Raw genomic sequence first — 19,305 nt, 5'->3', positions numbered from 1 at the left:
TGAGATAAATTTATGAGGCAACTATGTTATTACACCGTTCAATCCTTTCTCTTACTTCTTTCCTTTTCGCTGGTTTAGCTATCGCGGAAGAAACCGAAATTCAAGATATGTCCGACCCTCTGGCGGTGTATACACAAGGTGGCTTTGGTTACACAGATAAAGGCCTAAACCTAAAAATAGGCCAAACCTACGATACTGGTAGCGACACAACCATGGGCATGAATGTGTTCGAAATAAAAGGCATCGCCGGTGAAGCCGTTGGTTGGAACAACCGAGGCGCAGACGACAGTATTGATTCGATTCGTTTTAGAAACTTCGGTGTGGATTTAACCAATGGCCGAGGTACACAAGTCGATATGTCTTGGGATTTCGATAGTAATCAAGGTAGTGCGTCTTACAGCTTTATTCAGGCGCTACCACAGATGGGCATGTTTAACTTCTATCCGCTTGCTGGTCTCGGTATCGCTGCGGGTGAAGAGTTGGTTGAAGGGACGGGAGGCGACCTCGATGCCGCGCAGCTCAGCGATCGCTACAACATGCACGGTACTTTCTACGTAGCGGGGATGTACGCCAAGATGCAACTTACCGACAAAATTTGGCTGAACTATAACCCTATGTATTTAGGCACAATGTCTGGTTCTTCAACGTTCAAAGATCATGGCTTTGAAGGCAGTGATTCTGTACTCGCGCATGAGTTTGCAGCAAGTTACCAAATTAACCCAAGAGCCAACGTTCGTTATTTCGCAAACTGGACAGAAAACACCAGTATCGAAGACGGTGATCACCGTATCGAATTTAACTATCAGTTTTAAGCAGTAATTTTCTGTGCGGATAAGCTCTTGCAGCCTTAACCCATGATTTCTGTTTGACGAGCTATTTCAGTTTAACGAGCAATTTCAGTTTTAACGAACAATTTCAGCTTTAACGAGAAATTCCAGTTTTAACGAACAATTTTGAGTTTTTGAGGACACATTATGAATATGATATCTAAAGCCTTTGTCGGAAGTTTCACTTGCCCATTACGATCTGCTGCCATGCTCGTTTCTGTAACGGCTTTATTTTCAGCAGCGGCGATAGCCGGAAACGATGATGCAACAGAAACGATCCAGACGCGTGCAGGTGACTTTACTTTCGAAACCGACTTTCTTCACGGCATTCCAACACAAGCAAGCTCAGAGAAGCTATTTGAATTAATGGATTATCAACGCGCGTCACAAGCGTACATTTGGTCGGTACCTTTAGTCTCGAACTACGCGTGGAAAAAAGCGTATGCAGATATGGGAGCAGAAGATGGCCAAATCACCTACGTTGAGTCTCATGAATCCAAGCTGGGCGGCTTAACTTACAATACCTCTACGCCTTATGCGATTACCTGGTTTAACGTAGAGAAAGAACCAGTAGTGATTGAGATCCCGACGGATGAGTTGCGTGGCGCAGTACACACCATGTGGCAAATTGGCATTTCTCAGATGACAGAACCGGGTGTCTATGTTGTAAAAGCGAAAGGTTCTGAAACGCCGAGCAACCTTCCAAAGGGTGCGAAGGTATTTGAGTCTGACACAAACAATGTTTTCTTCGGTGTTCGCTTAATGGCTAAGTCAGAACAACAACGTATGAAAGATTTAGAAGCGCTAAAAATCACAGACCTCAGTGGCAAACTACTTAGCAATAAAGGTGTGAACTTCCCTGAACGTGGCGAAGATGCCAAACACCCGCGTGGTATGGCATTTTGGGAAACGCTAAATGAAGCAATCCAATCTGAGCCAGTAGCAGAGCGCGATCGTATGATGCACGACATGCTGCGCCCATTAGGCATTGAGAAAGGTAAAGCGTTTACGCCATCAGCTCAACAACGTGAGATTTTAGAGCAAGCTGTCGTCATGGGTGAAGCTATGGTTAAGAACATCGACTTCAACAAAACGGAACGCTTGCCACACGCAGCTTACGGTAATGAAGGAAATTCGTGGGAAATAGCAACCGCTTCGACTCCGAACCAAGATCGTGACTACGGTATGGATCTCGATGGACGTGCGGCTTGGTTTTATGAAGCGGTGACCAACGATATTGCGATGCACGGTTTTGAAAACGGCGGTTGGGGTCAGATCTATCTAGACAATTACCGTGACGACAATGGCAACGGACTTAATGGCAGCAATCACTACACTTTGACACTGGATGGGGATGTAAATTTTGCCGATTTGTTCTGGACAATTACCGTCTACAACGTCGAAAACCGTGCCATCATCGACAATCAGATTGAGCGTGCCGATGTCGGTTCAAACATAGAAGGAACGGTTAAAGATACACAAGGTAACTACACGTTCCACTTCTCACCAACAAAGCCAAATGGTGTAAATGAAGCGAACTGGGTTCAAACCCGAGAAGATGAAAACTGGTTTGTTTACTTCCGCGCATATTCACCAAGCAAAGCGTTTGTAGAGCAGCAGTCTGAAACCTTACTGCCTAACTTTAAGCGTGTGGACTGATCATCTAGAACGAATCACAGATCATTTATCTATGCGTCTAAAAACTAACAGGTTCATAGAGCAAAAGAAAAGAGGAGCCTCAGTGCTCCTCTTTTTCTTTTCTATCTTCATCTAATAACTAGGTAAGACCTTGATAGATTTAATCTAAAACCGAACGAACATAATCAGCAATGTCTTGGTTTTGGCAGTTATCAAAGAAACATTGCTGGAAACGCTCGCTGCCAACCGCTGTCTTCACTAACTCTTGATCGATCGCTCTTAGCGAGTCAATAAAGTTATCTTTCACTACCGCCGCTTTCACCTCATTTAAAAGCACAGCATTACGCTGCTGCGGCTCTGCTCGTTCTAGTGGGTAACCTTGACCACGCTCGCCAGTGAACGCTTTTTCAAAGATATAACGAATGTTGAGTTCACCAGCCCAGCCAAAGCCTTTTGCAAACGCAAGCGCAATAGCATTGCCGTTATTGATTTGATTAAACAAGAACGCATCTGATGGCTCTAAACAGTAGCCACAAACCACACCCGGATGTAGGTTCAGTGACATCAAAGCACCTTGACCAGTTCCACACCCAGTCACAATGAAATCAACAGCTTTTGAGTTGATAAGAATACTCGCCATGATGCCTAAGTGGATATACGTTAAATGATGGTCGTTCTCGTCTGTCATACCTAAATTGAACACATCATGGCCAAGGCCACCAGCTACTGACTCTAGTTCAGCAGAAACCATTGCATTCTTACCTGCTTGGCTGTTTTCCATCATTAGTGCGATTTTCATTTACGTTCTCCTACTATATTGCTGCAAATTTAATAATTTCTAACCATCTAATAATACAAGAATAGTTAACGTGCTAACCAACCACCATCGACAGCAATGGTGTAGCCGTTGATGTAATCCGATGCTGACGATGCTAAGAACACACATGGGCCAGCCACATCTTTCGGTGTACCCCAGCGTTCGGCAGGAATACGTTCAAGAATCGCTTGATTGCGGTCTGCATCTTCGCGCAATGCTTGAGTATTGTTCGTTTCCATATAACCAGGGGCAATCGCATTTACATTGATATTGTCGCGAGCCCATTCGTTCGCCATCGCACGGGTAATCCCCATCACTGCACTCTTAGATGCAGTGTAAGAAGGCACACGAATACCACCTTGGAACGAGAGCATCGATGCAATATTAATGATTTTACCGCCAGTACCTTGCGCCTTAAACTGCTTCGCAACAGACTGAGACATAAAGAAAACAGTCTTGGTATTGATGTTCATTACGTCATCCCAGTTTCGCTCTGAGAACTCAATGGCGTCTTCACGGCGGATGATTCCAGCATTGTTCACAAGGATGTCGATCTGACCAAACTCAGTCAAAGCTTTCTCTATAATGCCTGGAATGCACTCTTGCTTTAGAAGGTCGGCACGTACATCTAAAAACGTGTGACCTGCGGCATTCATTACCTCAATCGTCTCTTTAGGCTCAGTACGATTAACGCCAACAACCTTACAACCAGCTTCAGCTAAACCCATTGCAATACCTTGTCCAAGGCCAGTATTACAACCAGTCACTATCGCTACTTTTCCTTCCAGATTGAATGACTCTAGCATCGTATTCTTTTCCTCAGTTATGTTTGGTGTTGTGGCGTCACTGCTTATATCTCTCGGTCATTTAATCATACAATAAAACATAAAGATGGGACTAACGTTAAAGAAGTCCAAACTTAGGTAAAAATCATACAAGTAGGTAGCTAAGTCAATAAATAGATAAGTAGGAAAATAGCGGTACAAAATAGGTGTGTGATTTTAGAAGAGAAAAGTGTAGCTATTCACTGAGTCAAAGGGAGTGACTACAAACAAGCCGATTGCCCGCAGTAAAAGCGCAGCACGCCGCTTCGCTAAAACAGATATTTCAGCTATTTGGCAACAATCCCATGATTTAAAAGGCTAAACGGTATATACATAATAATGTGTTATTAAAAGTACTGAATTATCATGACGCTCAAAGAAATCCTGAAAATCCCCAACGTCCGCTACTTCTTAATGTTTAGAAGCAGTTACTTTGCGCGTTTTTATTACCCTGTATTCACCCTACTCTATTTAGATTACGGCTTAACCCTTTCTCAATTCGCGATGCTTAACGTGGTTTGGGCTGCCACTATCGTACTTGCTGAAGTGCCATCAGGGGCATTCGCCGATACCTTAGGACGTAAGAAACTTGTGGTGCTATCTTCGATTGTGATGTTTGTTGAAATCGCCATGATCGCCGTTGTGCCGACAGGAGATCCTAATCTGGTCTTCATCGTTTTCTTGATTAACCGAATATTAAGTGGCTTAGCAATGGCACTGGCTAGCGGCGCCGACGAGGCATTGGCTTACGACACCTTAAAAGAACAAGGCAATGAAGAGTTGTGGCCGCGAGTGCTGCAAATCCAGCTTCGTGTCGCCTCAACCGTCGGTATCTTTGTCACATTGATTGGTGCGGCGATGTACGACGTGAACTTCATGGCGAACATCTTTGATTTCCTAGGATTAGCAGAGCCAGAAAGCACCAAAGACCTGATGCGTATTCCCGTGTTCGCCACCCTATTTGTCGCGATGATCGCCATTTATGCGGCTATAAACATGCAAGAAGAGAAAAAGATCCTACCAAGCGGTCAAACCAAGTTAGCTACATCTATAGCTAGCCTTAGACTAACTGCCGACACCGGTAAGTGGGTACTCGCTACGCCTTATGTGTTTTTCATATTGCTCTACTACAGCCTGTTCGAACACACATCGCGAATGTTCTTAACCATGAACAGCCAATACTATCTGGCCATTGATATCCCCATCATTTATTTTGGTTTTATTGGCGCGGGGATCAGTTTACTCAAAATCATACTGGCAGGACAAAGCCGCCGATTAGCGGAAAGTATGGCGCCCAAAACGTTTATCGCAGTCATGGGTTTAGCCACCATGGCGACTTATTATTGGATCAGTTTGGGGTGGTCAATCTACGGGGTCATTCCTGCACTGGTGTTAATATTTATTATCATGACGATGAACATTTTCATTAGTTACCACCTAAACAAAAAGACCGAATCGCACAACCGAGCCACTGTTCTTAGCTTTAAAGGCCTGATGTTTAATCTCGGATACGGTTTGATCGGTATTTTGTACGCTTACTACTACAAGTTGGTATCTCAGGGCTACACCGAACAAGAGATAGAGCAGAACCTCGCTTTCTTGGCTTCATTGTCTTCGTTCTTCTATTACTTCACGTTGTTGTTCGTTTCGATCAGCGCGTTGTTCTATTTCAAAAACAAGAAAGAGCCTATCTTTTGAAGAAAACATCGGTCTTTGAAGAAAAGGTAGACCTTTTCAAGAACGCTCTGATACCAAATAGAGCGGAAAGGTGAGCCTCTGGTTATAAATAGACCATGTCGCTTCTTATCATGATATTTTTTGTTAAGATAATCATTAATTTACATAACACATGGAAGCGTCATGTCTTTTAGTTGGATAGCTTTTACTCTTCTCGCAGCCTTCAGCCAATCTTGGCGTAATGCATTTCAAAGTAAACTAGCTGGCACCATGAGTGTGGCAGGTGTGACACTGGCTCGCTTTATTTGGGCTGGCCCAATCGCACTTATTTATCTTTGTGCACTCTATCAATGGCAGCCAGTTGCTATTCCTAACTTTTCCGGCGAGTTTGGTTTTTACATCGTTGCAGCAGCGATCATGCAGATCCTCGCGACGGGTTTAATGGTGATGTTATTTAAGCTCGAAAACTATGCGATAGGAGCAGGCTTAGCCAAGTGTGAAGCCCCCGTATCTGCTGTGTTATCCGTATTGTTTTTTGGTACTGCTTTGACACTAACAGGTTGGGTCGGCGTGCTTATTGGCACGTTAGGCGTACTAATCATGAGTAGTTCTTCGGGTTGGCGAAGCTTGTCTCCGAAAGTATTTTTGTTAGGTATGGCGTGTAGTACCGCATTTGCTTTAACGTCTCTTTGGGTACGTGAGGCCAGCTTGAACATAGGGCTTCCCTTCCCTCATAGCGCTGCTTGGGTACTGTTTCTGGTGATAACTCTTCAGACATGCATTATCTGTACGTATCTCTTTTTCAGAGAGCGAGACACGCTGCGCCAGATATTCAAGAAATCTAAACTGGTGGTGATGACAAGCCTAGCAAGTGTGATTGGTTCCCTTGGCTGGTTTAGCGCGATGTCACTTCAAGCCGTGCCGTATGTAAAGACACTCGGGCAAGTCGAAGTGATCTTCATGGTGTTGATATCCTATTTCTGGTTAGGGCAAAGCATCGCGCGCAAAGACATTGTTGCGCTCATCTTGCTTTCTATCGCAGCGGTATTGGTTATGTGGCAGTAAGTTGAACGTCGTCATGCTTGGGTGTTGGCAAATAAGAACGAGCAAATCATGCCAAGCAAAACATTCATCCACCGTATAATTTTTACGGTGGCGTAAAATGATAAGAACCATTTTCACATAATTTCTATAGTGCACGTATCAGCTATTCGTAATCTCCACTTACCCAATAGGATACAGCCTAATGAAAACACTCGCTCAAATCGCACTAGCAACAATCGTATTTACAACCTCACTAATGGCATTCGCTGAACCCACGACGACAAATGAAGCCCAATCAGAAGTGGCAACCATAACCGTGAAACATGAAGCAATGACCGTGACGCTAACGGATAAGCATTTTACGTCTGCAGAAGAAACTGAAGCCACTCCCCCTCAGAAGTTAACACAAAGCCAAAAAACAAACTCAGCGCCACAGCCAACAATATAATGGCCGTGTCAAAACAGTGAACCGCATCAAACTAGTGATCTCATCAAACTACCGCTTAGAGATCTGTACTCATCAAGCAGTAGCGAGTTGATTAATATGACTAGGACAAATTGAAGTCATATTGCGACCGTTTGTCTTCGCTTGATATAACGCTTTGTCGGCTCGGCTAATAAACCCATTCCAACTCTCATGCGGGTGAAGCTGAGCAACACCAAAACTCGATGTCAGAAACATCTCATGTTCTTGTACTGCTGATACCTCTGAAATAGATAATCGCAGCTTGCAGGCAATAGCCTGTGCTTGGAGAAAATTAAAATTGGGCAATAAAATCATTATCTCGTCTCCACCAAAACGAAACGCACTGGCTTTGGGCGATGTTTTTATCGCACCTTGAACCATTTCAGCAAAAGACTTGATGACGAGATCACCCACAATGTGCCCGTGTTGATCATTGATCGACTTAAAATTATCAATATCCATCATAATGGCACTGACAGGCGTAGTACCCGCCTGCTTCATGATGACTGGTACCATTTCATCTAATGCTCTGCGGTTTCCCAGTACCGTTAAGGGATCGCTGTAGGACAGCTCGTGAATAGAACTAAGCAACCTTGCATTAATCAGCCAAAGCATTGTAAAGCTCATCGACACGATAAGAACGATGCTCACTAAAAAGGCAAGTTGATGAATGAGAGTGGCCGCCATGAAATCCTGAAGCTCAGCTGAAAACAACGTCACCATTACTCGGAAAACCATAAACCCGCCATATATCGTAAATGACATGGCCATCATCCGAATACCTAGGGTCAAGTCATCACGCCGGCCCTTTAATACCGCAAAGGCAGTGCAAAAAGTCACAAAAGCCAGATATAAACTAATGAGGATAATTCGAGCCTTGATGGAAGGCTCATAGTACGTGAAGTAAATAAAACATGGCAAAAGAGCCAACATCATTAGACTACTGAGGTAGGTGCATTTGAGAGAATATTCTCGAAACAGACATAAGCTATACAAGGCGAGATGAAAACCAAGCGCAATGATCATATTGGCACCAATAACGGTGACCCAATCAGGGAATTCCCCTCTTAGGCTCAACATCAACGGCCCTGTTCCGATAACAAATATTGAAATGGAAAAGATTGAAAGCCCTTTAATCGGCTGTTGAGTGAATTGAAATAACAATAAGCCAATACAGTAAATGAAAGAGAACAAAATAATAATGAAATTAAGTGTTCTCATATCCAGCGAAAAACCATCCATGATTTTCTATCTTCCATACGCAAACCAAATCACAACATGGTTAATAATCATACAAACCAAAGAAACATTCACTATATGAATCCTTGTATTTTATAAAATAAGGGATAGATCACATATGCAGAGATTTTTTTCGCATGAGTCCATGATCTGGATAGGCATGTAAAACTCGCCCACATGGCTTCATAGCATCACGGAATCTACAGGCTTCTGCACTCGTTACTTGGTCGAATGACGACTGTCTGGCATTATGCGCCCAAGAAATCTCTAGGGGCTGTTGACCTTTCGAGCTGGGTTTTGCAGCATCTTGTGGAAAATTTATTCAAGGAAGAGGCTTTGACGTGTAGCTGGCCTACATGAAAAGCCGAACCACAAGAGCTGCCCGAAGGGTTCGAACTAGGCGCCCCCGCAAAAATCGTTTTATGCTTTGTTTAAGAATATTTGCTTAGAATGACTAGGCTACATACTCTTCGCCGCGCCTAAAACGATTTTGACTAGGCGTCCCCCATCCGAACAAAACTTAACCACGAAAGGTCAACAGCCCCTAGTTATTACACAGTAAAGAATGAATGAAGGTAGTCAGTGGTAGAAAACAGCCAACAATTAAGTGACCGTTACAACGAACATGGTTACTTTGTTATCAGAAATTATTTCGATGAAGCTCAAATTGCATCGCTTAGAAAAGTCGTGCTGAAATTCCATGAATCATGGAAAGCAGACAACGAAGAATTCTATAAAGAAGAAGCATTTAACTCGTCTTTAATTACCGGAAGCGAATATTTGCCTGCCGATGATAGAAGCGTGCTTTTTGACTTCATCAGCTCAAAACAAGTGATGGGCGTTGTTGATGCAGTGATTCCGAACAAACCGGCATTCATGAATACGCAGCTGTTCTTCAACCCTGTGAACCCGCAACAAAAAGACTTCTGGCATCGTGACTGTCAATACGACTACGACGTTGATGACCAGATGAAAGTCATCATGGAAACCCAAGTATTGCACCTGCGAGTCCCTATTTTTGACGAGCCCGGTATGGAGCTTATCCCCGGCACACACAAGCGTTGGGACAACGAAGAAGAATACAATGTTCGCCAAGAAGAAAACGGCAAAGTGAGCAGTGATGATATATCTGGCGGTAAGCAGATACCGTTAGCCGCCGGTGACTTATTGGTGTTTTCAGCGGATATGATTCACCGAGGCCGCTATGGCTTGGATCGTTTGGCTTTGGATATTTTGATCTTTGACTCGGCGGCAGACTATGTCGACTACGTTGATGACGATTGTCTGCCAACGCCAGCCATGCTGAGCAATATTACCGACCCAAGATTGTTTATGAACACGCTACACTTAAAATCAATGCAGTACTCATAATCCATAAAGGTACCCGAACTATGACTGACACTAAGCAAAACACCCGAATTAGCCAGTTCCGTTTCGGTCAGCCAAAAGAATCTCTCAAGTTAGAACATGTCACTTTAGGGGCACTAGACAAAGATAAAGTTCGCGTACAAATTGAAGCCACTAACATTAATCCTAGTGATCTGTTGTCGATTTATGGTGTGGGCCAATACAAACATAGCCACCAGCCGCCGAGAGTGCCGGGATTTGAAGCGGTAGGAAGAGTTGTAGAGTCCAGCCATGCTGAGTTTGCAGTGAATCAGCGCGTGCTTGTGGCAACCAGTGGAACATGGCAGAACTATGTCGATGTATCACCAGACAACCTCTTCCACATTCCTCAGCACCTAGATAATGGCTACGCCTGTCAGTTGTACATAAATGCGCTCACCGCGTGGGTACTAACGACAGAAGTCGCGAAGTTGACCAAAGAAGATGTGCTGATCATCAATGCTGGTAGCTCAGCCATCGGTAAGATCTTCTCCCAGTTATCGAGCTCACTTGGGTTTCAAATCATTGTTGTGACGTCACAACCTGAACGCTCTCGAACCAATTCAAACTATGTGTTAGATGCCAAAAGTGATTTGGTTGCACAGATTCAACAGCTAGGTTTACCTCGACCAACGGTTGCCTTTGATGCGATTGGCGGTTCACCCGGAACCGATCTTATTCACACCCTTGGCAACAAAGGGCGTTTTATCAACTATGGGACGCTGTCTCTGGATTTTTACGAACCACGCTTTTTTGAGCACGCGAGAAGCCAAGGCATCGATTTCAGCACCTTCTTCTTACGTTATTGGGAAGAAGCGGAAGGTAAAGATGTTCGCCGTGATAAGTTCACGACTATGTTAGATCACTTCATCACAAACGACATTCAGCTCGACGTCGACCGCTATCTGCCATTCGATGAGGTGCAAACCGCGATTGATCTCATTGAATCGAAAACCACACGCTTGAACGGCAAGATCATCTTACTGCCTGTGTAGTTTGGTGGAATTGAGAGCACACTATTTACGCCAAACAAGATACAAAACGAACAACCCGCCAAGAGCCGCCGTCACAATACCTACAGGCAGTTCTTGTGGCGCTAATATGGTTCGGCTAATCACATCCCCAGACAGTAAAAGCACCGCGCCCCACAAGGCAACCAAAGGCAGAGCTCGCTTGTGAGTGACACCTGAAAATGGTCGTACTAAGTGGGGTACCATCAAGCCAATAAAACCGACCACTCCGGTCATCGATACAATCGACGCAGTGCAAAACGCACAACAAAGAAAAATCTCGCTTTGTAGGCGGTGTACATTGATCCCCAATGAGCTTGTCGTCTGTTCACTCACCAACAAAGTATCGAGCTCCCGATAACGTTTGAAAATCAACGCTATAAGACACAACACGCCCGCCAAGGCAAAAATCAAATTATCCCAACGTGCGAGCCCTAAGCCTCCCATCGTCCAGAACAAAATCGAACTCGCCGCTCTCTGGTCGCCTGAATAAATCAAAAAACTCGTGATGGCTCCGAATAGAAATGAGATCGCCAAACCACACAAGATCAAGTTGTCATTGCCTTTTTTCTTCTGCATCGAAAACAGAATCAGAACGGCGGTCGCCGAAACAATACCACCCGAGAATGCAGCCAGTGGCAGTGACCAAACACCCAGAGCGTCTCCCACTTTGGTGATCACCAACACAGCACCAGCAGACGCGCCAGATGACAAGCCAAACAGAAACGGATCCGCCAGATCATTTCGTGTCGAGGTTTGAAGCAACGCCCCAACCATCGCCAGCCCTGCACCCGCGATAACCGCTAACAATGCTCTAGGTAACCTTAGATCGATCAGTATTCGACTGGTCATATCCGGCGTTGGATCAGTGAAAGAGCTAAGTCCTACAATCACTTCCTTAAAAGACAAAGGGACTGAGCCAAATTGTAAACTCATCATGAAGGCAAGCAGCATGGCAGTGATACCTGTTAGCCATGCTGCTCGATATTTATCAAATAAAATCAATGGACTACTACTCTTATCAATAACAAGATTTCATATAACAACCTTCCCGATCACTCAGAAACGAACGCCTCTGCAAGTTTCTCAATGGCATCGATATTGGCAGGCCCAGGGGTGAGTTGTTCATAACGCAGTTTGACATAACGACCAGAAGTGACTGCATTGGTGTATTTCATTAACGGATGGGCTTCGAGGAAACGTTGCAACGAATCGGCACCACTCGCCGATTGGTAATCAAGAAGGATAATCACATCTGGGTTTTCACGAGCGACATTCTCCCAAGAGGTTCGAGCCCAACTTGCTTCCATGTTACCAGTGATATTTTGGCCACCAGCAGCTTCAATCATTGCGTTTGGCATTCCGTACTTACCCGCGGTGAAAGGCTTATCTTCACCCGAATCAAACAAGAACACTTTTGGACTCGGCTTACCTGATGCTTTTTGCTTTTCTGCTACTTTTTTAACTCTCTCTTTCCAGCTGTTTACCAAAGCCTCGGCTTCTGCTTGCTTGTCGAAAATAACGCCTAACTTTTGCATGTCGCCATAAAGCAGACCCATTGTCGCGCCTTCTTTTTGGTCTTGGGTATGAATGCAACTCTCAGAGAGCACTAAAGTATCAACCCCGTATGGCTTCAGTGTTTGAGGCGTCACTTCACCACCCACTTTCATTCCGTAATTCCAGCCAGCGAAAAAGAAGTCAGCATCAGCAGCAATCAATGTTTCTAATGAAGGATACTTAGGTGCGAGCTCAGGAATATCACCTAAACGTTCTTCAAACGAACTCGACATCTTGTACCACCCAGTAATGCCCGTAACGCCCACCATCTCCTTTTGAAGACCAAGAGCAAACCCCATCTCGGTCATATTGATGTCGTGTACAACCACACGCGAGGGCCGCTTTTCAATGGTCAATGGGCTCCCACAGTTATCAACCGTCACTGGGTATTGAGTGCTTGTCGCATACGCAAAAGAGAAAGGTAAAAGAAACAAAAGACTGGAAATTACAGGCCACTTCATTGGGCTGCTCCTATTAAAGAGTGATTAGAGAGAGTTAAGTGAGTTGAGTAAGTTGATGCGGCTTCAAAATGATGGATGGTGCTGCATATAACAGGATGATTGAACGTGAGAACGCGCAATCCAAAAACAGGGATCATGTATCGGTCTTGCATCACGGTATCTGGGGCTGAGAACGCCACCATTTTTTGATCTGACATCAACAAGACTTTGTCGGCGAATGGCGCTACCAAAGGTAAATCGTGCAGCACCACAACAGACGCAATGCCGCGCTGTTTAATTAGGCTCAGAAGTTCAAGGCGAGCGAGAGGATCAAGGTGGTTTGTAGGTTCATCTAAGAGTAAAAGCCTCGGCTCTTGTGCAAATGCGCGAGCAATACTTGCACGTTGCTGTTCACCACCGGATAGTTCACCAAAGCACCGCTGGCTTTTGTGAACAAGCCCGACATCTTGCATCGCCTGCTGAACCGCTCGTTGGTGCTCTTTTGCGCTACAACAAAATGTATGAGGAGTTCGGCCTAAGCCAACATACTCAGCAACGCTCAAACGAGGATCAACATGCTCATGTTGAGTAACCACTGCGACTTGCTTGGCTATCTGCTGCCGCTCAAGGCTTCCAAGCGCAATACCAGACAACATCAACTCACCCGCGACGGTTTTATATTCGCCTGTAATGCCTTTCAGCAAACTGGACTTTCCACTTCCATTGGGGCCAATGATGGCAACGCATTCACCATCGTTCACATCAAATGTCACGTCGGAGACGGCTCTCCAGTTAGCCAAACCATCAGCGCAGAGCCCGCGCACAGACAATACAGGTTTATTCAAATTCCCACCGAGCATCCAAAAACAACACTTATTGTTATGTTATAACATAACAATAAGTTAAAGATATAGTTAATAATAGAAATATTAAGACCGCGCTAAGAAGTAATGGGAATGGCGGGATAACCCAATCACCTTAAACAAAGACAGAAGTGCTTACGGAAATTGATTCACTGAGAAAGTTTGATTCAAGGAATTGAGTATTGAGAACGCAGTAAAGAGTTGTAATGCGTTTCTCCATAATTTAAGTGGTTACGAGATGGTCATGAATCACATTTATTTGAAACATCAGTAAGTTATATCACTATAAATATGACACTGATCACCCATAAGGTAATCTCGATTCTATATGGTAGCGTCATACTTAAAACCACGATGCGAACATACTGATGAAAAGACACATACTATCAAGCGCCATCCTACTCTCTCTAGCCTTTCCCACCTTTGCAGCTGATGGCGACATACACGATGTCACGATACTGGGTACTTCAGATATTCATGGTCATTTTATGGCGTGGGATTACGCGGCAGATAAACTCAATACTCGTGGTAGTTTGAGTCAAATCGCGACCAAAGTTGGTGAGATCCGCAAAGAGCAATCTAACATTATCCTTGTCGATGCTGGCGACACCATCCAAGGCAACTTCGTAGAAACCTTCAAAGACGAGCCTGTTGATCCAATGATGCTTGGCTTTAATCACATGAAATACGATGTATGGGTTTTAGGTAACCACGAATTCGACTTTGGCCTTAAAACGCTCAACAGAGCCGTTACCCAATTTAAAGGGCAGTCTCTCGGCGGCGACATCAAGAACAAAAACGGTAATCCATTCTTACCGGGTTACACCATTCTAGAACGCGGTGGCATTAAGATCGGCGTGATCGGAATGGATACCCCAATGACGGAGGTCTTTGCGCAAGGCACCAACCGCTTAGAAGGCGTCACTTTCACTAACCCAACCTTGGAAGTGAAAAAAATCGTCAAAGAGATTGATGATCAAGTGGATGCCATCGTATTGGTTGCCCATATGGGGATTGAAAACGAGAATGACATTGCTGACACCGGTGTCACCGACATTGCCAATGCAAACCCAGAGCTTGATGCCATCGTCGCTGGTCACATGCACACTCGCATTGATAAAGCCGTTGTGAATGGCGTTATCATTACTGAACCCGACAAATATGGCCGCGCCTTATCTCGTATTGATCTTCAATTTGAAGAACGCGATGGCACATTCACTCTCGTCAACAAAGACAGTTTCACCTATAAAATTAAAGGTATCGACTCTGATGAAAATATGGACGAGTTATACCAGCCTTATCACAAACAACTCAGAGAAATGGCGAATCGACCTGTCGCTCAGCTTACCGGCGTTGATTTAGTCCCAGAAAACGAAATCCGCGGCATCCCTCAAGTCCACGTTCAAGACACAGGCATCAGTGCGCTATACCAAGAAGCGAGCTTCTTCTATGCACCCAAAGCCAATGTCATCGCACTTCAAATAGACAACGACAATGCAGAGCTCGATGTTGGCCCAATCAAAGCCAAAGACATCGCGTACAACTACCAATACGCAGGTGGCGAAATCACTGTCTACCAGATGACAGGCAAAGAGCTAAGAACCTACATGGAATGGTCTGCGGGCTACTTCAACTCAGTGCAACCCGGTGATGTAACCTACAGCTTTAACCCTGAACGCAGAGCATCAAAATACTCAACCAATGACTTCTTCGCGGGCGTGACTTATACCATCGACCTCACTCAGCCTGCAGGTACACGCGTCACCAACCTCGCGTTTGCAGATGGCACTCCAGTTACAGATGAAACAGAAATCCGTATTGGTATGAATAGCTATCGAATGGGTCATCTAACCAAGAAAGGCGGCGTGCTAGAAGGAGATTCGTTCCCTGTACTCTTTGATACAGAAGCAGAGTATGGAGAAGAAGCAGGCACGATCCGTAACATGACCATCAAGTATCTTAAAGAAGAAAAGAACGGCAAGTATGAAGGTAAAACTCAGCAGCGATGGGCACTTTCGGGGTTAGAGAACCGCTACAATGAACAGCGAGAGATCGTAAAGTCATTGATTAATGATGAAACCATATCAATCCCCACCAGTGACGATGGCCGCTACACAAACATCGCTTCTATCAACGTGAAAGAACTAATGTTCAAATCTGACGAAGCCAAACAAGCAGCCATAACCACACGCGAAAAGAAACTGGCGCAGGCGACTGAGCAAGAGAGTAAGCAAATCAAACGCGAAATCACTCTGATTGACGCGCTCAATTAACCCCTGACCTATAACCAATAACGACTTAACGACTTAACGACGCTTAGAGCCTGGTTAAGTCGTTGATTGCTTTATTTTGTGTTAGTTTTAAAGAGTCCTAATTTGATGACGTTAAACGGGGTTATTTGGATTAAGCTTGCCAGGCAAAAAGCAAGACTTGCCCCCATTACTTTGTTAATGTTCGTATAAACTATGCTTAGGTTTATTTTGTTTTGGGAGGAAGTGCATTGTCTAGGATAAGTTATCCTTATTCGGTTTCTATCGTCGATACCATCAAAAATAACTATGAGTCATTTAGGTTCGAGACGCATGAGCTTTCCCATGATGGATTGTATACAGATGGTGAAAGAATTTATGCAGTTATTCAAGAGGTTCTTGGTGATGACGAAAAAAGGGCTGCATTAGAGAGTCACTATGAAGAGTTTAGGACAGTGGCTATTCCTCCCGTAGTCATTGTTGGCGGAAAGCTCCCTGGTTTCATCAAAATTCCACTTCGAGACTCTTTCGAAAAATCCCACTTGTTTGGTCAGCCTCTTTTTATGGATGAGTTTATTAATCAATTAAATATTCACATTCCTAAAAAGTATCAACCATTTCATGCTGATATGAAGTGGGCGACGAATGAGTTTAGAATTGTACTGAAGAATGAAACAACTAATGATGAAAAAGAAGATATTCAACTTATCTGTGAATCCTTAGGTCATCAGGGTTTTGATTATGTTTTCGAGGTAAATCATGATATCAGTGATTATCCAGGAGTGGTCGATTTCAAAGATGACTCTAAAAATAACCTTCAAATTATAGCTAGTGGTTTAATTCAGAAACAATTTCCTAGAAATGTTTTGGATAGGTATGAAGAAGATGAAGATTTCTGGGTTAAAAATAGGAACATTATTTTTAATGGTGATGAGCTAGAACACCAAGATATATTTTTGCCTAATGATTTTTCGGGGAAAAATACTAAATGTTTCGTAGACGCCTCTGTATTTGAACGCAGGAATTTGAGGGTATATTTATCTCTTTATGAAAAGGTTGTTATAGCATTGCCATTTAAGTCTGAGGAGAGAGACTTTTATAGCATGTTTGGTATAAATCCACTTGAGTTAAAAGAACTTATTATTAGAGGTCGGTTGCTTTTTGTTGTTCCACAAAATTTAGCAAGATACTCGCAAACTCTATTGCAAGAAATTATAGAGGTCAATCCGAATGCAATAATATTCTCAAGGCGATTAGCAGCAACAACAATTCAGGGTATACAAAAAAAGTCTGGCATTGTTGGCTCTACATTTTCTAGTGATGAGCAATATGCGTTTCTCTATTATTGTGCGAGGTCTAATAGCGAAGGACTCAAGCTTTTAGCCAAGTCGCTTTCTGAACAATGGCAGTTTTCAGAGTACATGATAGATAAAGAAGGAGCTACTTCTGTTTTTAGAGCTGGATTTTCTAATTTAGCTACCAAACTATTTGAAGTTAAAGGGAAAGACTTATCTATTGAGCTTGCTACGGCCAGTTCTAGCTTTGAGTTTGCACAAGGATTAAATGCACATCACTTTCCATTTGATTCCGAACAGTATTCAGAGGTTGCGGCTTGTGAAGCTGTTGGCTGCCTTTACAATGGAGTGATTAACAACTCTTCGTTTATTAGAGAGTCCGAGATTAGCATTCTCTTGGAGAATGTTCTGGCAATTAATAATGACATGAATGTACTAGAACTGGATGATGCTCTTACTAGTAATAGCCTTAGAGCTATTCCAGACATATTGAAGGGCTACTCCAATTTAAGCAAAGATGAACTAAGTTTAAAACTATATGAGCTTAGAAAAGAACTCATGCAAATAGAAAAGAATAGAGGGAATTTGGCTGCTTTAGATTGTACTGGAGCTTTCGGGCCATTAGTGACCGGAGCGATCATGGAATACAATAACGTTTCTGGTGGGGCTTATGTTTCTCTTGGTGGTTGGTTGTTAACGACATTGTGCCACTATAGTCGTCAGTCAAGTTTGGCAGATAATCCAATATTTACGCGGTTATCGAGTATGAAACATAGAGTGTCTCAAGATGCTGTTATCATAAAAAGGTGTCGAGACTCTATTAAGAAGTACTCATAATTTTTTCCAGTCTATGGAAGATTCAACTGGCCTTACAGTCCATCGACTTGTTCCCAGCGAGCTAGTAGGCTGCGAAAGAACAGGCAAAAACAAGCTAGCAAAACAACACCAACCCACACCGCTTTCATAAATAAAACGTTTAATAATTTGAGCCATGATTTATTGCACTTAAACGAGATCACGAACCGTCTGACGAAAAATTCAAAGCCTCCGAGGTGACTCTAAGCTCCCACCACCAACTGTATTCTCCCCCCACACTGATCTATTTCCCTCTTTTTGAAGTACAAGTTATTAATAATTCGATATAAATCGCTCTATTGTTTGAAATTGTTGTCTACAGTTTTATAGAGCTTGTCGCTTCAGTAATTGCCACAAGTAACGACACCTTTTGATGGTAAGTTTTGGTTATAAGGAAAGGAAATGGAAAGCCCAATTGTCACACTCACACATGCCAGCAAAAGCTTTGTTGATGGCAAAGATACCCATCACGTATTAGAAGGTGTCGACTTCGCTTTGGCGACAGGGGCAAGCGTGGCTTTGACAGGGGCGAGTGGCAGTGGAAAGAGTACTCTGCTGAACATCATTGCGGGGTTTGAACCTCTATCCGGTGGCGAATTATCTGGTGGAGAATTGTGGCTCGATGGCGAGAACACATCAAATTGGAAAGACCCACAGTGGAGCCGATTCCGCCATCAAAAATTGGGTGTTATCTTTCAACAGTTCAACTTGCTAACGCCACTCAACGTAAAACAAAACATCGCCTTCCCTCTTCATTTAAATCAACAGAAATGGAGCGACTGGTGCGACTATTTAGTTGATGCATTGGGTATCAGCGATCTACTCGAAAGACACGTATCTGCACTCTCTGGCGGTCAGCAACAACGGGTGGCAATAGCGCGTGCACTTGCCCATAAACCCAAACTATTGCTTGCCGACGAACCCACTGGCAACCTCGACCAAAAAGCAGGGTTAGAGGTTATGAAGCTGCTGAGTGAAATCACTACACAAGGCAACAGTGCCGTGCTTTTGGTTACGCACAGCCCAGAATGCGCCAGCTTTATGGAGACAAAATTGGTGTTAGACGATGGTTGTTTAAGGAACGCAGATCTAACCCCAAGAGCAGCAACGTTGTGAGT

At 43.9% G+C, this 19,305-nt stretch carries 16 protein-coding genes; 10 read left to right on the top strand and 6 right to left on the bottom strand.

The window, feature by feature from the left end; all coding sequences use genetic code 11:
• Window positions 1-23 precede the first annotated feature (23 nt).
• Both DUN60_RS18410 and DUN60_RS18405 read left to right on the top strand, forming a co-directional pair.
• Entirely contained in the window at window positions 24-812 is a 789-nt protein-coding gene (locus tag DUN60_RS18410) for a hypothetical protein (RefSeq protein ID WP_054545795.1), read from the top strand.
• A 162-nt stretch (window positions 813-974) separates the two neighbouring features.
• A complete protein-coding gene (locus DUN60_RS18405) occupies window positions 975-2,486 on the top strand; it encodes a DUF1214 domain-containing protein (RefSeq protein WP_114634778.1) in 1,512 nt (503 codons plus the stop codon).
• Window positions 2,487-2,625: 139 nt separating this feature from the next.
• On the opposite strand, the gene DUN60_RS18400 is transcribed toward DUN60_RS18405, so the two are convergent.
• Window positions 2,626-3,264, bottom strand: a complete 639-nt coding sequence (locus DUN60_RS18400) for an RpiB/LacA/LacB family sugar-phosphate isomerase (RefSeq protein WP_114634777.1) — start codon at window positions 3,262-3,264, stop codon at window positions 2,626-2,628.
• Between the two features lie 65 nt (window positions 3,265-3,329).
• The gene (kduD, locus tag DUN60_RS18395) at window positions 3,330-4,088 is read right to left on the bottom strand and encodes a 2-dehydro-3-deoxy-D-gluconate 5-dehydrogenase KduD (RefSeq protein ID WP_114634776.1); all 759 of its coding nucleotides are present in this window, start codon (window positions 4,086-4,088) and stop codon (window positions 3,330-3,332) included.
• Between the two features lie 384 nt (window positions 4,089-4,472).
• Between kduD and DUN60_RS18390 the strand changes: the two genes are divergently transcribed.
• The 3 genes from DUN60_RS18390 to DUN60_RS18380 all read left to right on the top strand — a co-directional run bounded on the left by DUN60_RS18390 (window position 4,473) and on the right by DUN60_RS18380 (window position 7,275).
• Window positions 4,473-5,804, top strand: a complete 1,332-nt coding sequence (locus DUN60_RS18390; protein ID WP_114634775.1) for an MFS transporter — start codon at window positions 4,473-4,475, stop codon at window positions 5,802-5,804.
• A 162-nt stretch (window positions 5,805-5,966) separates the two neighbouring features.
• Window positions 5,967-6,848 carry a DMT family transporter gene (locus tag DUN60_RS18385; RefSeq protein ID WP_114634774.1) on the top strand — a complete coding sequence of 294 codons (882 nt, stop codon included), beginning with the start codon at window positions 5,967-5,969 and terminating at the stop codon, window positions 6,846-6,848.
• 181 nt (window positions 6,849-7,029) lie between these two features.
• Window positions 7,030-7,275 (top strand): hypothetical protein, encoded by a 246-nt coding sequence (locus tag DUN60_RS18380; RefSeq protein ID WP_114634773.1) that lies wholly within the window; start codon window positions 7,030-7,032, stop codon window positions 7,273-7,275.
• Window positions 7,276-7,347: 72 nt separating this feature from the next.
• Here the strand turns inward: DUN60_RS18380 and DUN60_RS18375 are convergent, their stop codons facing one another.
• Complete coding sequence (locus DUN60_RS18375; protein WP_114634772.1) at window positions 7,348-8,535, bottom strand: GGDEF domain-containing protein; 1,188 nt, start codon at window positions 8,533-8,535, stop codon at window positions 7,348-7,350.
• Between the two features lie 579 nt (window positions 8,536-9,114).
• Here DUN60_RS18375 and DUN60_RS18370 point away from each other — a divergent pair.
• Both DUN60_RS18370 and DUN60_RS18365 read left to right on the top strand, forming a co-directional pair.
• A complete protein-coding gene (locus tag DUN60_RS18370) occupies window positions 9,115-9,903 on the top strand; it encodes a phytanoyl-CoA dioxygenase family protein (RefSeq protein WP_114634771.1) in 789 nt (262 codons plus the stop codon).
• A gap of 20 nt (window positions 9,904-9,923) precedes the next feature.
• A complete protein-coding gene (locus DUN60_RS18365; protein ID WP_114634770.1) occupies window positions 9,924-10,913 on the top strand; it encodes a zinc-dependent alcohol dehydrogenase family protein in 990 nt (329 codons plus the stop codon).
• Window positions 10,914-10,934: 21 nt separating this feature from the next.
• On the opposite strand, the gene DUN60_RS18360 is transcribed toward DUN60_RS18365, so the two are convergent.
• The 3 genes from DUN60_RS18360 to DUN60_RS18350 form a co-directional block, all read right to left on the bottom strand.
• A complete protein-coding gene (locus DUN60_RS18360) occupies window positions 10,935-11,882 on the bottom strand; it encodes a FecCD family ABC transporter permease (protein ID WP_114635761.1) in 948 nt (315 codons plus the stop codon).
• Between the two features lie 101 nt (window positions 11,883-11,983).
• On the bottom strand, window positions 11,984-12,946 hold the full coding sequence (locus tag DUN60_RS18355) for an ABC transporter substrate-binding protein (RefSeq protein WP_114634769.1): 963 nt from the start codon (window positions 12,944-12,946) through the stop codon (window positions 11,984-11,986).
• Complete coding sequence (locus DUN60_RS18350; protein ID WP_114634768.1) at window positions 12,943-13,785, bottom strand: ABC transporter ATP-binding protein; 843 nt, start codon at window positions 13,783-13,785, stop codon at window positions 12,943-12,945. The genes DUN60_RS18355 and DUN60_RS18350 overlap by 4 nt, the downstream gene beginning before the upstream one ends.
• Window positions 13,786-14,156: 371 nt before the next feature.
• Here DUN60_RS18350 and DUN60_RS18345 point away from each other — a divergent pair, with 371 nt between their 5' ends.
• From DUN60_RS18345 to DUN60_RS18335, 3 genes are all read left to right on the top strand, one after another.
• Window positions 14,157-16,061, top strand: a complete 1,905-nt coding sequence (locus DUN60_RS18345) for a bifunctional metallophosphatase/5'-nucleotidase (RefSeq protein WP_114634767.1) — start codon at window positions 14,157-14,159, stop codon at window positions 16,059-16,061.
• Window positions 16,062-16,288: 227 nt separating this feature from the next.
• Window positions 16,289-18,169, top strand: a complete 1,881-nt coding sequence (locus DUN60_RS18340) for a hypothetical protein (RefSeq protein ID WP_114634766.1) — start codon at window positions 16,289-16,291, stop codon at window positions 18,167-18,169.
• Window positions 18,170-18,589: 420 nt separating this feature from the next.
• Window positions 18,590-19,303 carry an ABC transporter ATP-binding protein gene (locus DUN60_RS18335; RefSeq protein ID WP_114634765.1) on the top strand — a complete coding sequence of 238 codons (714 nt, stop codon included), beginning with the start codon at window positions 18,590-18,592 and terminating at the stop codon, window positions 19,301-19,303.
• Window positions 19,304-19,305 lie beyond the last annotated feature (2 nt).

Origin of the sequence: Vibrio splendidus (assembly GCF_003345295.1) — a bacterium.
Lineage (GTDB): Bacteria > Pseudomonadota > Gammaproteobacteria > Enterobacterales > Vibrionaceae > Vibrio > Vibrio splendidus_K.
This window is presented reverse-complemented; position numbering and strand designations above follow the sequence as displayed.

Bases quoted from the DNA above. Each gene is read 5' to 3' on its own strand.
- DUN60_RS18365 (WP_114634770.1), top strand. From the start codon at position 9,924: ATGACTGACACTAAGCAAAACACCCGAATTAGCCAGTTCCGTTTCGGT.
- DUN60_RS18335 (WP_114634765.1), top strand. From the start codon at position 18,590: ATGGAAAGCCCAATTGTCACACTCACACATGCCAGCAAAAGCTTTGTT.
- DUN60_RS18380 (WP_114634773.1), top strand. From the start codon at position 7,030: ATGAAAACACTCGCTCAAATCGCACTAGCAACAATCGTATTTACAACC.
- DUN60_RS18390 (WP_114634775.1), top strand. From the start codon at position 4,473: ATGACGCTCAAAGAAATCCTGAAAATCCCCAACGTCCGCTACTTCTTA.
- DUN60_RS18400 (WP_114634777.1), bottom strand. From the start codon at position 3,264: ATGAAAATCGCACTAATGATGGAAAACAGCCAAGCAGGTAAGAATGCA.
- DUN60_RS18405 (WP_114634778.1), top strand. From the start codon at position 975: ATGAATATGATATCTAAAGCCTTTGTCGGAAGTTTCACTTGCCCATTA.
- kduD (WP_114634776.1), bottom strand. From the start codon at position 4,088: ATGCTAGAGTCATTCAATCTGGAAGGAAAAGTAGCGATAGTGACTGGT.
- DUN60_RS18360 (WP_114635761.1), bottom strand. From the start codon at position 11,882: ATGCTGCTTGCCTTCATGATGAGTTTACAATTTGGCTCAGTCCCTTTG.
- DUN60_RS18345 (WP_114634767.1), top strand. From the start codon at position 14,157: ATGAAAAGACACATACTATCAAGCGCCATCCTACTCTCTCTAGCCTTT.
- DUN60_RS18410 (WP_054545795.1), top strand. From the start codon at position 24: ATGTTATTACACCGTTCAATCCTTTCTCTTACTTCTTTCCTTTTCGCT.
- DUN60_RS18355 (WP_114634769.1), bottom strand. From the start codon at position 12,946: ATGAAGTGGCCTGTAATTTCCAGTCTTTTGTTTCTTTTACCTTTCTCT.
- DUN60_RS18350 (WP_114634768.1), bottom strand. From the start codon at position 13,785: ATGCTCGGTGGGAATTTGAATAAACCTGTATTGTCTGTGCGCGGGCTC.
- DUN60_RS18385 (WP_114634774.1), top strand. From the start codon at position 5,967: ATGTCTTTTAGTTGGATAGCTTTTACTCTTCTCGCAGCCTTCAGCCAA.
- DUN60_RS18375 (WP_114634772.1), bottom strand. From the start codon at position 8,535: ATGGATGGTTTTTCGCTGGATATGAGAACACTTAATTTCATTATTATT.